Here is a 16,362-nt window from a genome sequence, read left to right as displayed (position 1 = left end):
TTTTAGTATGGTATAAATGAGTATAAGCAGGTATGTGTGAGTATGCGTATGCTGGCATCTTCTTTCGATATTGCAACACTAAATTGGACATCATATATAAGCAATTAAAAGGCAATATGCAAAATGGAGAAAAGGTACTATTAGTGCCAGGTATCAGCAATACAAAGTTTAAAAGGTCTAGGCCGCACCGGAATAGAGTTGCAACAGTATTAAAAGAGGCCATAACTGAAGAAGTTACCGTAATCAGGTTAGATGATGGGACCGGTAATTCAAAGGTAAGAGATAGTAGAGGGGTCGAATTCTTTTGTAATACAGATGATCTCTCAAGGATTGAGTAACCCAAAACATGCAATCAATTTTCATAACATCAACAATAAAAACGATACCCTACACCGCGGATGCTTTCAATCTGTACATTTTTGTCTTCCATCAGATGTTTTCTAAGCCTGGTAATGAAAACATCCATACTTCTGCCATTAAAGAAATCCGAATTATTCCATAAATAATCCAGTATCGCATGCCTTTTAATTAGTTGGTTTTGATGTTCGTAAAGATATTTCAGCAATTGTCCTTCCTTTTCTGTAAGTGTTTTTTCTGAAAGGGGCGAGGAAAGTTTAAGGTTCTCTGCATCGAAATTGTAGATACCAATTCGATATATCTCATTTGGATTGGTAAGCTGTGGCTGTATCCTTCTCAGTATGTTTTGCATGCGCAGAATCAGTTCGTCTGCATCAAAAGGTTTAATGATATAATCGTCGGCCCCCAGTTTAAGCCCCAGTATTACATCCTCTTTTAGTTTACGGGCAGTGACAAATAAAAAAGGAAGTTGCGGGTGGCTCACTTTAAGTTTTGCAGCCAATGTAAACCCATCTTCCTTTGGCATCATTACATCAATAATCAGGATATCATAATCGTTGACCTTTAATTCCATTCTGGCTTCTTCACCATTATAAACACGATGAGCTTCGAAATTATTGATTTCCAGATATTGCCTGAGCAAGTTACCCAGATCAATATCATCCTCTATAACTAGTACCTTTGTTTTCATCTATGGGTAATTGAATGATAAATGTGCTGCCGGATCCAGGCTCACTCTTTAGTGTCAGGTGACCTCCTAACTGCTCAATAGCATGTTTACTGATATATAAGCCGAGACCTAGTCCTTTAACGGTGTGTCTGTTTTGTTCAGAGATACGATAAAACTTATTAAATATCATCGTTTGCTGCGATATAGCAATACCGGAGCCCTTGTCAATGACTTCAATATAATAATTATCTCCTGAATAAGCCTTTAAGGTAATGGTAGTACCCGCTGGGGTATACTTTACTGCATTCTCTACAAGATTATTAAGTGCATTTTGAAGTGTAGGGAGGTGTGTTCTAAGGATGAATGTTTCAGGGCTGATGTCAGTTATTAATGTATGCGTGTCTAAAAAAATACTCTTTGCATATTCATTTAAACAGGTTGAGATATTTATTGATGTCTTTTCAATTTTCAGCTCTGTTAGTGTTGCACTTTCTAAAACGCTGTCAACTGTTTGCTGGATTTTAATCTGTTGTCGCGATAATGATTGCAATAGCTCATTAAACAAGACTGGATTAGCCTGAACCTCTTGTTTACCCAAACTTTTTATGATTATGCTGACGGAACTTAAAGGTGTTTTAAGTTCGTGTGTAATATTGTTGGCAAAATCTGTCTGGATCTCAGCTATTTTCTTTTGCCTGAAAATTGCACTGAACATCAGATAAAATAATATGATAACTGCAACAATCAGACCAACCGCCAGCAGAAAAATACTTGCCATTTGCCCAAAAAGCTCTCGCTTCCATCCGGATGTATTCACATAACTTGACCCAAATATAAATACTTTACATAATGATAACCGGTTGGTAGGGGGTATTTTTACCAACCATTTTGAATTTGAGAAACTTTGGCCCCCCAGGAGCAAAAGATCCGTCTTCGGAGCAGAATGCCCGAAATAGATATACGGTTTACCAGATCTCGCCAACAAAATGCTATTTCTGCCGTTTACCTGGATGATCACCTCATCGATCCTTTCTACGTAGTCTGCATTCTTAAGTAGTGGTGTTTTGGCTGATATGTTGCTAAAATATTGATTTGCTATCCTTGTGACCGAATCATTCTTTATCATTATTGCTTTGAGGAGATCTTTCCTGCTCACTTTCCCTTCAATATACAATTGAATGGTAGCTTGCAAATTTGCCCAAATTGTAGCGCTTAGTTTGGTTTTCCTGTGGGTAACATCATAAAATTTCCCGGCAGCAATCTTCAGATCGTCATTGTATTTCTCTTTTTTTAGCTGGTAGGTGGCTTTTACCAGGTAAAATTGCATAAGCGACAATGTACTTACAATAATAAGACAAGAGATCAGTAACGCCTTGATTTTATAACTGGTTTTCATATATATATCATATAAAGGTACTTAAAATCCTATTCCTATTTGGTAAACTAGCTTAGCATTGATGGCAGCATTGGGAAAATACAAAGCATCATTAAAATAGAAAAGGTCTCAATTATGCCAGTAAAAAAAAACGCCCAAAAGGTTTGTTGTTTTAGATGCTGAATTTTACCCTTAACATCCTTCTTACCCACTTTACTGTTCGCTACTACAGCGTTAGTAGGAATATCTATAGTTGTTATAAGTGTAAACATTGGTGTAGATATTACAATAGACGGGGATGTTTTGTTCGATTTTGCTGTTGATACCTGGCCATAGGAGATACACGGAAGGATCAAGAACACAAAGACAGCAAAACCTGTATGTTTCAGTTTAGTTATTGGTTTCATATTGATCGTGTTGCAGTAGCGGAATAGTATGTTTTTTATTTGAGGACCAGGTTTATTTACCCAAGAGCTCTTTTAATTTAATTCCTAAAGCTTCGCCATTCAGGTCTTTAGCTACAATGGTACCATCTGGACCGACCAGGAAATTTTGCGGGATGGAATGTATCTGATATAACTGTGCTACTTTGTTACCCCATGCGTTGAGATCGGAAAGTTGAGTCCATGCCAGATGATCAGACTGGATTGCTTTCAACCAGGCGCTTCGGGTGCTTTGCTGATCTAAAGAGATACCTAGTACGGTGAAACCTTTGTCTTTATATTGATTAAAGTTTGCTACCACGTTCGGATTTTCTTTTCGGCAGGGCACACACCAACTTGCCCAAAAGTCAACCAATACGTACTTACCCCTAAAATCGTGTAGTGATACTAACTTACCTGACGCATCCGCTTGTGTAAAATCGGGTGCCAGGTGCCCCACGGAAATTGCTTTCAGGCTCTCAATTATGGCAGCATAGCTTACACCTGCACTACTGGATCTGATGTCAGCAGATAAGTTATTGAATAATGGCTCGATCTTATCAACATCTGGTTTAGCACCCTGGTAATCTTGTATAGCAAAAAGGCTAACAAGTGAATTCGGGTTGGCCTTAATGAAATCAAGGTAAGCCATGTCTTTTTGATTTTTTAAAGGGTCAAGGACGGCGTCGACAGAATCTTGTACTGCTTTCGATTCTCTTCTTTCAACAGGCAAAATTGCGTGATAGGATTTCATCACAGCATCATGTTTTTTATCTATCGGTTCTATCACCTTTTTTAATGCTGTGTTTAGGGCATTCGCGACTCCTCCACTGATTGTTGACTCAGTAAGCATACCAGTACCCGTTACCGTAATGGTACCCGGCTCAAGATAAATTTCTGTATCATTGTTATTTTCAGTTGGGTTACCGTCTAGTCTTCTAATCGACATAAAGGCCATTGTAGTTTCCCCGATCTGGCCATTAATGGTAAATACACCCTTATTGACATTAACTGAATCACGTACTTTGCCTTTTTTTGTTTTGTATGACAAATAGACTCTTGCCGGAAATGTCAGCTTGTAAAGTTTCCCTTTTACCGTAAAATTGCCTCCCTGGGCAAATGAAGCTGCTGGCATGACCAACAGCATTACTGCAAACAGCAGATAGCTTATTCTTCTCATTTTTATATAATTTAATTGATATATAATCCGACACAAAATTGCGTATGTCAGAAGAGAAGGATGGTTAAACAAAAGTTAATGATAAGTTAATGGCTAAGTCACCAGGTTATAAAGTGCCGTATTCAAAGAGGAGAGAGTTATTCTAAATAAGAACAGAGAAAGTAAAGACCGGGTAAACGACTACCCGGTCTTTTTATCACCTAACTTAACTAACTAAACTTTAATTTAGTTATTCAAAGATAAGGTGGGCTAAAGAATTATTATCTTGATGTCGTACAAACAAGTATATGTGGGTATATATGTTTACAGTAAATCTTTTTATATAAAATAAGAAATTCAATAAATTGATTTAAACTTATTCCCTCCAATAAAGGTCATGATTAACTATAATATAAATGGCCATTTAGGGGTTTTACTTGCACTCACATTGAGACATTGCTGACTTTGGGTGTACATATACTGATAAATAGAGGTGTGTGAGTATCTTAAATAATTGTAATTACTTGTAATCTTGGGAAATAAAAGAGCTGATGCATATCATTTTACCTTTTTTTCTCTTGATGGTAGCCGCAATTGTATTATTAAATATGTGGGCAGCCAAACTTAAAATTGCTTATCCTATTCTATTGGTTGTGGGAGGCTTATCGGTAAGTTTTATTCCGGGACTACCATTGATGAAAATTGACCCTGACCTTATCTTTTTTATATTTCTACCACCTCTGTTATTTGCAGCGACCTGGTCCGTTTCTTTCAAGGAGATGAAAAAGTGGTGGCGTATAATTGGCAGTTTTGCCTTTCTGGTGGTTTTTTTTACGGCGCTCTCTGTAGCTCTGGTTACAAATTATCTTATTCCCGGATTTACAATTGCATTAGGATTTTTATTGGGAGGCATTGTGTCGCCACCGGATGCTATCAGTACCGGAGCCATTACGAAATTTGTAAAAATACCTAAATCTACTTCGTCTGTCCTTGAGGGAGAAAGCTTACTAAACGATGCTTCATCACTAATTATCTTTCGGTTTGCAATGGTTGCAGTAGGTACAGGTCAGTTTATCTGGGAGGAAGCTACACTTAGTTTTTTGTGGATGGTAATTGGCGGTGTTGGCATTGGTTTATTACTAGGTTGGATATTTGTACAGGGACATAAACGCTTACCTACAGACGCCCCATCTGATATTGCGCTCACACTCATTGAACCTTACTTTATGTACTGGATAGCAGAGCAGCTTCATAGTTCTGGTGTTATGGCGGTGGTAAGTGGAGGTTTGTATATGTCTGCAAGAAGGTTGATCTTTTTGGATAGTACCAGCCGTATCAGAGGGCAGAGTGTATGGGAGAGTTTTGTATTTATTCTGAATGGTATCGTTTTCCTGATTATTGGCCTGGATCTTCCTGAAATTATAGATGGGCTGCATTCAAAAGGTATTTCTATAGGTATTGCTATAGGTTATGGTGTGTTGGTAACAGTTGTAGTTATTGCTGCAAGAATGATCAGTTCTTATGCAGCCTTAATTGCTACACTTATTTTTCGTCCGGGTGTAATTCCTCATGTTCCATCCAGGAGAAGGCGCTGGATGCTGCCACTCTTGCTTGGCTGGACAGGTATGCGTGGTGTGGTGTCACTGGCGGCGGCATTGGCAATTCCGGTTACTTTAGATAATGGCCCTGTCTTTCCATACAGAAGCCTGATATTGTTCATCACCTTTGTTGTGATATTACTTACCCTATTGGTACAGGGACTTACGCTTCCTTATCTTATAAAACATACTCGCCTTTTTGAAGGAATATTTAATGAAGAAGCCGAAGAGCTGACCAGAAAAAAAATAAAGAAAGAGTTGAAGCAGCATGTATATCAGTTCCTGAAGACTAAATATGACAACGAGTTGGATGGCCATACAGGTATAGAGAAATTGCTAAGACATTGGGAAGAAAGAGCAAAGGCTGCTGACGACAGCTGGATGAATGAAAAGACAAAAATTATTTTTGTCGAATTGCTGGAAAGCCAGCGGCAGTATCTTTCAGAACTCAATAAGGATCCTTCTGTTGACGAAGATATTATTCGGTTGCAATTGTACCAGATTGATTTGGAAGAAGAACGGTTGAAGATCATTTAATCAGAATAACCAGTTATATTTTAAGAAAATGGGGAAACCGAATGATGTAAATGATCATTCAGACAGATACAGACTCTTTGTAGGTGACCATGTTAGATAAATCTTCAAATGCCCCCGATCATGTATATGTATTAGGTGATGGTACTTTAGTAAAATCAAAATAATAGACTGTTTAATTTCTTAAAGTCTAAGTTGGGAGGGGGGCTGAAGTTTTGCCCACCTTTTTTATTTTATCTGCCTATAATTATTGCCATTCTACCCATTAGCCATTTTCGTGGTTTCTGATTATCATAGATTTGCATTTTTTAATTATAATCTTCAAACTATAATTGGTCGTGATTCTTTGATTTAGAGATACAATATGAATATGAGAAATAACAATGAGGAAAAAACAGAACGCTATTTCAAACCAAAATACATTACTCCTGCTATGGAAGTAATTTTAGTTGAACTGGAAGAGGGAATAGCAGCTGGCTCAGGAAGAGCATTACCGGCGAGTTCATCTACGCCAGTTAACGAAACATGGGATAATGCTGACGTCACCCCTGATCAACCAATAAATTGGTAATATTATTAATGAATTGAATATATGAAACCAAAATTATTTAAGAATCATAATAGAATAGCTTTTGTGGTATTAGTCATGTTTTTTGGCATGACATCGTGTAAACGTAGCCCGGATGATATTGGTAATATGGAGGGGAATGGACAAACTTCTGTTGTCGTAAAGCTGATGGGAGTGGCAGATGATAGTGGTACTGCAGAAGATCAACCTTCAGCCAATGGAAAAGTACCTGCTTCGACTGCTGGTAAGTTTGTCGCAGAAGTTCGCTATAATAAAAATTATAACATTGTAGCAACCATTACACCGGAAAGAGGTTCAACTACAGCAGTGCAGGCAGCCACCATCTCAGGTAATACGAAAAGTAATATAGCAACTGGTGCACTGGTTGTTACACCAGGCACATCTACTGTAACACCACTTGGAAGTAACATTCAGTATCTGGTAATGGTGTTTGATCAGAATGGTAATCGTTTAATAGCGCTGGAGAAAACATATAATAGCACAACACAAAGTGACGCTAGTCAGGCAATAAGTCAATTAGATGGTGGGAAAACGTATACTTTTGTGGCTATTTCAAATAATACGACCACAGCACCTTCATTTGGTGCTAATGTCCAAACCTTAAATGATTTGACAAATACAATTTCAGTTAGTAGTAAAACAGATTTTTTGTATTTTAAGAGTAGTCCTATGACGATTGTAGGGGGGAAGGCGAATTATATTAATGTAACCTTCAGGCATGTTAATATCAGAGTAACTCTTAGTGTTGATGCTTCACCAGAACTAGGATTGATTTCAGCTATGCAAGCTGTTATTGTTGATCCTGGATCAGTAAATCTTGCCGCTAATGGTACCACAACAGCACCAACAAGTTCAAACGCTGCTGAAAGATTTTTTACTTTTCCTAATACTATGAATACTCAGGTGGTAACAAGTAGTCCATATATGTTATCTCCTAAGGGTACAGGGAATTATATAAAAATTTATTCGGCTACGTTAAATGGTAACATTGTTTCTGGAGTTACTAATCCTAATGCGGCTCCGGCGAGAACCGATATCCCTCAAATCAACATTCCGGATGGAACATTACAAGGGGGGGTGCAGTATACTATACACCTTAGTTTTCAATCAACAGGTATTAAGGCTGGCAATGTGATCTGGGCAAGAGGGAATCTGGCGTATGATTGGGTAAATAATATCTATTTCAACAGGTATTATCCAGAGGAAACCGGATCTAATTATATGAGTACCGATTATTGGAACTATGCTTCTTATCCGAATCAGCCATTGGTACCTGCAAAATTAACTAAACAAACATCTCCTACAGGCAGCGTTACCTATTTGACTAGTGATGATAATAACGCTGCTTATAATCAGGTGACCCCTATTACTCAGAACACTGCATTAGATCCATGCAGATTGGTTGCCGGAGGCAGATGGCGCATGCCAACAGCTGCTGATTATGCTAGTTTAGGTGCTTATGCTGTTTATAATGGTGCTAGTGTAAGCAATGTTTTTAATGGTGGTGTTATCCAGCCAAATGGGGACATTACAGGAACTAACCATCCATTTATATATTTTTTTGGTGCGAACGAAACCGACGGATCGGCGGTACGGTTAAAATTCTACGCAGGAGGGCGTTATTATTATCTTGTGCAGGATAATACTGCTCCATTAATTCCGGTAATGAATAGGCAATACTGGCCAACAAATGCCCCAACTGGTAGTGCATGGATCCCCGATGCGGCAGTATATATGATCAGTGATGCGTTGCCTTTTACCTGGACTGATGCCGGTGATCAAAAAGTGAAAGCAGAGATGGCTGTTATTTATGGTGGCAGTACCGCTAATGGTACAAACACATTCCTTACAGCCAGAGGTACAGCTCAGAAAAATTGGTCTGCTGATGATAGATGTCCAATTCGTTGCGTAAGAGATAAATAATTATTACCATTCTCTTGCCTTATTCGTTCGGCAAGAGAATGGTGGTATTTAGATTTAAAACTTTCCATTATTATTTCTCCAGGCTTCTTTTGAAGGGATTGTTTCTATGGTGTCCCAATGTTCGGCTATTTTTCCATTCTCCATTCTAAATAAATCATAAAATGAAGTATGTTGTCCGCCGAATGTACCTTCACTTGCTGTCAGTACAAAGTTGCCTTCGCCTAATACTTTATGAATTTTATTGTACTTCATGGTAATGCCTTGTGAAGCCATATACTCCAATGCTTTTCCCAATCCTGAGAGCCCGTCACCGATTTGTGGGTTGTGCTGAATATAATTATCTCCGTCAACATAGTCCGAAAGTTTGTCTACTTGACCACTTACCAAAATATCTTCTATGAAGTTGAGTACCAATATTTTGTTCGTTGCGGTTTTGTCGATATCGGAAATGATAGTTTCGCCGTCTGTCATGGTGTGACCACTTGGATTGGGGGCTGCGATTTCCTGTAAGTTATCCCAATGCTCTACAATTTTCCCATTTTCAAAAAGAAAAATATCAAAACCTATTTTTGGTCCGAAAAAATTGTATTCAGTATGTGTAAAAACATAATCTCCATCCTCAAAAACCCGTACTGTATTTGCTCTTGCCGAGTTTGGCGGAAGTGTTTGTAATATCCCGGCAAAGCCAGCGAGACCGTCACCTGCAGTCAGATTATGTTGTTTGTATTTGTTTGCATCAATATATCCAATAGGTTCTGCATCGCCTGTTTCTATTGATTTTAATAATGCGACTACTTTTTGTTTATTATTCATTTTCTTGTTATTTATTTTGATTATCGGTTATGAAAATATAAAGCTCCCCCTTAACACTTCTTGGGTAGGGGGGAGCTAGCTGATGCCACGCTGCTGTGGGCATTAATTTTTGACAGGCAGACAGCTGAAATAGGATAACCAGGCAAGTCATTGCCATAGTACCGCTCTTTTATAGATTAATTTGTTTTTTGTTCATAGGTTTTTGTTTAATTATGATTTTATGTAAGTTGATATTAGTGTTTCTGTATTATTGAGGAATGAGGCTAATTGCTTTTTCAAGCTGAGGATCAGTTCCTGTATCCAGAGCCGCCCCATTATATTTTATTTCGACATCAGGAGGGAAACCCAGTCCTTCATAGATTTTACCATCTTTATAACGTAGCATCAAAGTGGAAGTATAAACCAGATTCATAAAACCTGTTTTAAATTGTCCTCCATTATAAACATCATCATTTGGAAGTAATGGTCCATTACCTCCCCAGGTGCGCTCCCCGACAAAAGTGGCATTCCCGGTAGGTAACGCTTTTAATGCCATAGTAGTCATTTCTGCCATACTTACAGAATTCAAATCAGCTAATACCACAATAGGGGCAGTAAATGCTTTCGCGTCTTTTGCAGGATGAACCTGGGCATCTATCCAGGGTGTATAATCCAGACGGCCCATTCCTCCTTTTGATCGTGTTGCACCAATACTATATGGTTTATCGGTCAGATTACCAACCAGAAGATCCAGATCTGCTAATGCACCACCTCCATTACTTCTTACATCTATAATGATTCCTTTCAGACCGACAGTGTTTTTTAACTGATCAAAATAGTACTTCAATGTCTTCTGGGCATCATTGGTCGTTGTTGATCCATAAACCTGCTTCAGATTGAAACTGTTAAAATGGAGGTAAAGAATATTACTTTTGATCTTACCGGCAATTGCGAAAAATTGACTTCCGTCAGATACATTAACAAACCCTTTAACATAACCTGGATCAAGATATTTTGGTGGAATGCTGAAGTAAAAGAAATTAGGATCTATAATTCCATGATATCCAGGTTCTTTAGAATGTCTTAACGTAGAGGGGCTAATGTATTTTGCTGAGTCTTTTACATATTTACTGGTAATCTGCAGTGCATAGTGTGAATCGACCAGTTTGGATGTCATTTCCTTAAAATAAGTATATGATTTCCTGACATCAGTTGAATCATTTATGTTCATCTGAGCGAATAAAGGTTTGTATTTTTTGTATACATCATCCCAGTTAGTAGGATCTATATCCCAAAAAATATAATTATTGTTCATTCCATTCCAGTAAGCTTCGAAAGCTTCGCTGAAATTCCCGGTAATGTAACGTTCTGGCTGGTTAATCTGAGGTAATTCTTTTCTGCAGGACACCAGGACACTGATTATTGAGATACCCAGTACAATCTGGAATATGTATTTATATATAAAATGACAAGTTGTTTTCATAAAATCGTTTAGTAGTTAAATAATTGAATAGCCGGTTTATTTGCCTAAATGATACATGCACCCCAGCTGGATAACGAAAGTGTCGTTATAGCGAGGGATCTGATTGAGCATATAGTTTTTCTGCTGATCGGTCAATGCGCGATAGTACCTTCCTTCAGCAAAAAGCTCATACCTGGGTTTAAGCTGATAACTTACTCCAGCTCCTGCAAGTACTCCCAGTTCAATGCGACGGTCTTTGCGACTATCAAAATCATACTTCTGGTCATAGCTGTATCCCGGAAAGATATCCATAATCCCTTTGTATTGAGAATTACCAGGAAGATCATTAGGTGGCGGAAAGATGTTTAACTGAGTCCCTTTAATGTGCGAGGCGGTCCAATAGGCAGCATAACCTCCTACATTGAAAAAACCTTTGAGTTTCTGGCCTCCGAAAGTAAAATGTGCCATCAGGGGTAACTGAATATAGCTGTTTGTGTTTTTCTGATAAACTCCCGCAAAAAAATCAGAGCGCTCTACTCTGTTACTTTTGCATATAAACTGTGGATCTGCCTGAATGCCAAGCCAGTTATTCAGTGTGTATTTAACTGGTATACCAATGTTAAAACCTTCTACTGGTTTATATTCAGTAAAGGCTCTGAAACCACTATTGGTAAAGAGATAATTTTTGTTGTACCCTGCTTCAAGTCCTACAGACCATTGGGCACGCGAGGTTAAAGTCCCTGCTATAATGCAGAGAACAAAAAGCAGACAGCTTTTCTTCATAGTTTTTGTTTAGGTTTAGATTGTTTTCAGATAAAATTAAATCAATAGAACAGGGATGCCTGTAATCATATTTAACTTTACTATTGCTTACAAAGGTTATAGTTTATCATTGATATTGCTTCCGTTGATGATCCTTATATATACCCACTTATACACCAAAATGTACTCATGTTACATTTTAACTTATGTATTGATTTACGCCCAGGTTATACTTCATCCATACTTGTCCGCCGATGGCTGCTGATTGCTGCCCCAGCCAGCTCAGGAAAAAATCTGTTGGACTAACAGTAATCTTTAAATTGTGGCTGACACCAGAGGTAATATTGACGTTATTGAAGGTAAATGGACCTATTGTAGATGAACCAAGCGTGAAAGCAGGTACTGTAGCAGTGGTTTGACTTGTGTTGCCATTTATTAGCGTAGTGACATATTGATATTAATTATATTCAGTCCGGCTTCACCACTGGTTGTATTATTCCCAGTTTCATTATTCTGACTGTCTTTCTTGCATGATGTTATCCAAAATGATGATAACATCATTTATGCTTTAAGTCAAAAAAAATGCGGTGACATTATCATGGTTAACTGATAACAATTAATCTACAAAGATATGATGATCATGTGCTAGAAATTTAAAATCGGGTATAAGGCATATATGTATGGGTAGAACGGCATTTATTGGTTGTCAATTGGATGACCATGTACTCCTGAGAATGTTTATTGTAAATATTTGGTTTACAGCATTTTATTTGTTTAGTTTTTTGAAGGTTCTGCTTATAGTTTGTGCCTTTCGACCCATTTCGTCTTTTCTAAATATGATATACAGCCTAGGTTTGTATAACCTGTTTGATATTCTTCTTGAATGAAATCAGGTAGATAATAAATAAATCTGTTAAAAAAGAAAGGTTGTTCTAAATGGTAGAAGAGGAGTTGAATGGCCTTAAATGTAAAAAGCATTTTATGATAGGTAAGTATGTAATTATTAATGGGAGTCCAGTTTTATTTCCGGATGATATTTTGCACGCTGATATGGTAAACTGTTCTCAGGAAGTAGAGAGCGCTGGTTTTTTCGCTATATTTTTGGATCAGGAAAAAAAAATACAAAGGTTAACCTGCATGGGCGAGAGTACTTCGCTATTGGTTTCAAGCAGACCTGAAATAGATCAGAAGATTATTTCTTCATTTCTTGGATTGGAACTCAGCACGTAACACCGAGATCATCTTGATTTCTCTATTATAATTGACAGCTTTTATGGATGATTATTGCCTTTTTGCCATCAGTTATACTCATTGTACCCATTGTTCATTTTCTTAACCATCTGTACGCCATAACTTTGTCAAAGATAATTGTGTGTGTGATATTTAAATGTAGAGAGTAATTTAAAGATTAAAAAGCTTCTAAATAAGTTATGAGGAAAAAAATTTTAGGTGTTGTTTTAGGTTTGGTAATAAGTAGTAGTGCCTGGTCTCAGACGTATAATATTAAAAAAGACACTGTTATTAAGTCGAGTGAAGATAAATACAAAATCGCAACGAACCGGTTTTTTGACAATTGGTTTATTGGTGCAGGGGCCGGAACACAGCTATTTTTTGCTGATCACAATAAGCAAATGAAATTGGGTGATCGTTTTTCTCCGGCCTATGAATTTTACGTTGGTAAGTGGTTTTCACCAAGCATTGGGGTAAGGGCAGCAATCAATGGATTGAAGATCGTAGGAGTGAACCAAAATGGTAATCATGGGACAGGTGTAGTTTATGATGCTTCAAAATGGTTGAGTAAGATGGAGTTTCATTATGTAAACGTTCATGCTGATGTCCTGTTTAACATGTTTAATATTTTATCTGGTTACAAAGAAGATCGCTTCTATAATTTAAGCCCCTATGCAGGCCTGGGGTGGATGTATACCTGGGAACAACCTGTAGCGAAAGAAGTAAGTGCGAACATTGGACTTTTCAATAGTTTCCGTTTGGGTAAAGCCTTTGATCTTACTTTGGATGTTCGCGGTAGTATGGTGAATGAACGCTTTGGTGGTACTGTTGGTAACCGCGGGCAGGATGGGCTGTTAACTGGGGCGCTTGGAATTGTTTATAAATTTAATAAACGTAACTGGGACAGAGCTACAATGACCATAATTAGCTATGATGAAGTGGCGCTAGATGCACTGCGTAATAGAATAAATATTTTGGCGAAAGACAATGAGTCATTAAAACAGCAGTTGGCAGAAGCAAAAAATGCTACAATAACTGATATCAAAATAGAAAAAAGAATGCTGGCAGTCCCGGTTTTGGTTACGTTCGAAATCAATAAAAGTGTAATTGGCAATGAGGTGCGGGTAAATTTAGGTTTCCTTGCTAAAGTCATTAAAGAGGGTAGTCAGAATATAGTGTACAATATTAAAGGGTATGCAGATAAAGGAACAGGAAGTGAAATGACAAATAAACGTTTAAGCAGAGAACGCGCAGAAGCGGTATATAATGTTTTGGTTAGAGAATTCGGTGTTTCAGCATCTCAATTGAAAATAACTTATGAAGGCGGAACCAAAAATATGTTTTATGATGACCCTAAATTGAGTCGTGCGGTTATTACAATGGCAGAATAATAAGATAGAGAGTGATTGTAACAATGTAATAAATTGGATATGGAAGTAGTGAAAAGAAAGAAATACGAATCTCCAAAATTAGAAGTGGCAATTATTGAGTTAGAGCAGGGTATAGCAGCATCTTCAGCTACAGTTACCCCGGTTAATGCTAATATTACGGTAGAAGATATCACTGATATAACTCCCGGAGATGCAGATACCCAGAGAGGGGATTTTTAATTTTTTAAGCTTATAAACATAGATATGAGTCTGGTTATAAAAAAGAATAGTATCAGTTTTCGTTTAACTGTTTTGCTGTTATTAGGTATACTTTTTTTATGGAGTTGCTCTAAAAAAGACAGCAATGAGGTAGTCCCTGCGGGTAATGTTTTAACAGGTGATCTTGTTAAACTAAACGTTGTAGTTGATGGTATAGATAATGTCGAAGATGAAGGGCCGAATGGAGTTCTGCAGGCAGAAGGTTCTAAAAATGGTGGGTCAAATAGTATTTCACTGAAAGCAACCTCTAATAATGGTAATGGAATAAATTTGACTAATACAGAACAAGTTTTAAAGACAGAAAATAAAGCTTTGGGAAATAAAATTGTTAGGTCGGGTGGTTTAGAAGTTCTATTATCTGTCCAGCAGGAAGGTAAACAACAGGAGACGGCACTTGCAATGCCTACGGGAGCGACGACTTCTTCACCATTGGCTGGGGGAAATAAGTTTCGTCTATTACTCTATAATGCTGCAGACGGGAGCTTTGTTTCCAGTACCTTATTTACAATGGGGGTTAATGCAAGTGTAGTTGTGAGTCAGGGAACAACCTATAATTGGTTTGCATATTCTTATAATGACGCGAACGATGTTGCTGATATTCCTGCTGCCCAAAGGGCAAATCCAACTATGCCTACTGCGGTAAACCGGGACCTGTTATATGCTAGCGGTCAAGTTACAACGGGTAAAGATATACCGCCGGCAAAAACCGTTCAGAATGCTAATATTAATATTCCTTTTAAACACCTGACTACCAGGGTAGGGGTTGTACTCAATGCCCAGGGGATGTTTGCTAGTTTAACCTCTGGTACGGTGCAAATTGATCCAACGAATTTTGACGTGGGAACTGTTAACATCAAAACGGGTGCTGTAACTAATGTTACACCAGCAACAGGCCTTCCTTCTGCCAGTTCGGTTAATAAAAATTTCCCAATAACTGGTGTCGTATCGAATACGGCACGAATTGCATATTTTTATACGGCTACTACAGCTACTCCAAAAACAATTACAAATCTTCCTGTGACTGTGACAGACTTTACGCTCACATTAGATGATGGTAGTTCCCGTTCTTTTTCCGGACTTACCGGTAAGTTTATTTTTCCAAGTGTGACGCTTACAAATGGTAAACTCCTGAAAGTCGATTTAGTTGAATCGGCAGTGACAGTAAATGGAACATCCTGGGCCAGAGCGAATTTGTTTTGGACAGGAGCTTCCTTGAGCAGTGGTACTGGAAATTATGTATTCAGGCATTTTCCTGATAACCGATATTCTAATTTGAGCGGTGAGTTCTGGAAATTTAAAACGCAATTTCCTTCCGGACCAACCGTAGGGGCGGTTGATGCGTGTAGTTTGGTATATCCGGCGGGTACATGGCGCATGCCAACTCTTAACGAAGTTAATAGTCTTGTACAGAACACTAACCTTAAATTTGTCTTTAACGCAGCTACTTCATCGGGTAATTGGATAGAGTATACTACGACTGAAAGTACAACAGGTGCTGCAACTCCTTATTTCAGTAATAAACTTATTCTTTCATTTAAGGGTTTTACTGCGAGCGGTACACCTGGTGACTCTTTTTTTAACGCCAGTAATAATAAGATTGCCCAGTTTATGGCTGGTGACAACCCCACTGGTGGTGGTTTCGTATACAATGCTGGTACTGTACCGTTTACTCAAGGGACAGGTTCCTTCTTTTATCCTAACAATATAAATACTGCTGCAAGTCAAATAAGTGCCGCAAATGCTAGCAATGGTTATGTCTATAAAGCCAGCGTGGTTAGTAGCCTGGGTGCACCAACTGTGCGTTGTGTCCGAGCTAAGTTATATCCCCTTAATTAGAGTA

Annotated in this window: 13 protein-coding genes; 7 read left to right on the top strand and 6 right to left on the bottom strand. The window is 38.1% G+C overall.

Going from position 1 to position 16,362, the window contains the following annotated elements; all coding sequences use genetic code 11:
* Positions 1-367: 367 nt before the first annotated feature.
* The 3 genes from HDF25_RS15500 to HDF25_RS15490 all read right to left on the bottom strand — a co-directional run bounded on the left by HDF25_RS15500 (position 368) and on the right by HDF25_RS15490 (position 4,004).
* Positions 368-1,048, bottom strand: coding sequence for a response regulator transcription factor (locus tag HDF25_RS15500; RefSeq protein ID WP_184626333.1), 681 nt, complete (start codon positions 1,046-1,048; stop codon positions 368-370).
* Complete coding sequence (locus HDF25_RS15495) at positions 1,017-2,423, bottom strand: sensor histidine kinase (protein WP_184626331.1); 1,407 nt, start codon at positions 2,421-2,423, stop codon at positions 1,017-1,019. Before HDF25_RS15495 ends, HDF25_RS15500 begins: the two co-directional genes overlap by 32 nt.
* A gap of 438 nt (positions 2,424-2,861) precedes the next feature.
* A complete protein-coding gene (locus tag HDF25_RS15490) occupies positions 2,862-4,004 on the bottom strand; it encodes a TlpA disulfide reductase family protein (RefSeq protein ID WP_184626329.1) in 1,143 nt (380 codons plus the stop codon).
* Positions 4,005-4,534: 530 nt separating this feature from the next.
* Here HDF25_RS15490 and HDF25_RS15485 point away from each other — a divergent pair.
* From HDF25_RS15485 to HDF25_RS15475, 3 genes are all read left to right on the top strand, one after another.
* Positions 4,535-6,118 (top strand): Na+/H+ antiporter, encoded by a 1,584-nt coding sequence (locus HDF25_RS15485; protein WP_184626327.1) that lies wholly within the window; start codon positions 4,535-4,537, stop codon positions 6,116-6,118.
* Positions 6,119-6,479: 361 nt separating this feature from the next.
* Positions 6,480-6,686, top strand: a complete 207-nt coding sequence (locus HDF25_RS15480; RefSeq protein ID WP_184626325.1) for a hypothetical protein — start codon at positions 6,480-6,482, stop codon at positions 6,684-6,686.
* A 21-nt stretch (positions 6,687-6,707) separates the two neighbouring features.
* A complete protein-coding gene (locus tag HDF25_RS15475; protein ID WP_184626323.1) occupies positions 6,708-8,627 on the top strand; it encodes a hypothetical protein in 1,920 nt (639 codons plus the stop codon).
* Between the two features lie 54 nt (positions 8,628-8,681).
* Here HDF25_RS15475 and HDF25_RS15470 read toward each other — a convergent pair whose 3' ends face one another.
* The 3 genes from HDF25_RS15470 to HDF25_RS15460 all read right to left on the bottom strand — a co-directional run bounded on the left by HDF25_RS15470 (position 8,682) and on the right by HDF25_RS15460 (position 11,664).
* Positions 8,682-9,440 carry a nuclear transport factor 2 family protein gene (locus HDF25_RS15470; protein WP_184626321.1) on the bottom strand — a complete coding sequence of 253 codons (759 nt, stop codon included), beginning with the start codon at positions 9,438-9,440 and terminating at the stop codon, positions 8,682-8,684.
* Positions 9,441-9,687: 247 nt separating this feature from the next.
* Positions 9,688-10,902, bottom strand: coding sequence for a S41 family peptidase (locus HDF25_RS15465; protein WP_184626319.1), 1,215 nt, complete (start codon positions 10,900-10,902; stop codon positions 9,688-9,690).
* 36 nt (positions 10,903-10,938) lie between these two features.
* Positions 10,939-11,664 (bottom strand): porin family protein, encoded by a 726-nt coding sequence (locus HDF25_RS15460; RefSeq protein WP_184626317.1) that lies wholly within the window; start codon positions 11,662-11,664, stop codon positions 10,939-10,941.
* A 960-nt stretch (positions 11,665-12,624) separates the two neighbouring features.
* Between HDF25_RS15460 and HDF25_RS15455 the strand changes: the two genes are divergently transcribed.
* The 4 genes from HDF25_RS15455 (at position 12,625) to HDF25_RS15440 (ending at position 16,358) form a co-directional block, all read left to right on the top strand.
* Positions 12,625-12,873 (top strand): hypothetical protein, encoded by a 249-nt coding sequence (locus HDF25_RS15455; RefSeq protein WP_184626315.1) that lies wholly within the window; start codon positions 12,625-12,627, stop codon positions 12,871-12,873.
* A gap of 200 nt (positions 12,874-13,073) precedes the next feature.
* Positions 13,074-14,264: an OmpA family protein gene (locus tag HDF25_RS15450; protein WP_184626313.1), complete on the top strand. Its 1,191-nt coding sequence runs from the start codon at positions 13,074-13,076 to the stop codon at positions 14,262-14,264.
* Between the two features lie 39 nt (positions 14,265-14,303).
* Positions 14,304-14,483 carry a hypothetical protein gene (locus tag HDF25_RS15445; protein ID WP_184626311.1) on the top strand — a complete coding sequence of 60 codons (180 nt, stop codon included), beginning with the start codon at positions 14,304-14,306 and terminating at the stop codon, positions 14,481-14,483.
* A 24-nt stretch (positions 14,484-14,507) separates the two neighbouring features.
* Positions 14,508-16,358 (top strand): hypothetical protein, encoded by a 1,851-nt coding sequence (locus tag HDF25_RS15440; RefSeq protein WP_184626309.1) that lies wholly within the window; start codon positions 14,508-14,510, stop codon positions 16,356-16,358.
* The last annotated feature ends 4 nt before the right edge of the window (positions 16,359-16,362 follow it).

The sequence above is a fragment of the Pedobacter cryoconitis genome, from assembly GCF_014207135.1.
In the GTDB taxonomy this organism is placed as follows: Bacteria; Bacteroidota; Bacteroidia; order Sphingobacteriales; family Sphingobacteriaceae; genus Pedobacter; species Pedobacter cryoconitis_D.
This window is presented reverse-complemented; position numbering and strand designations above follow the sequence as displayed.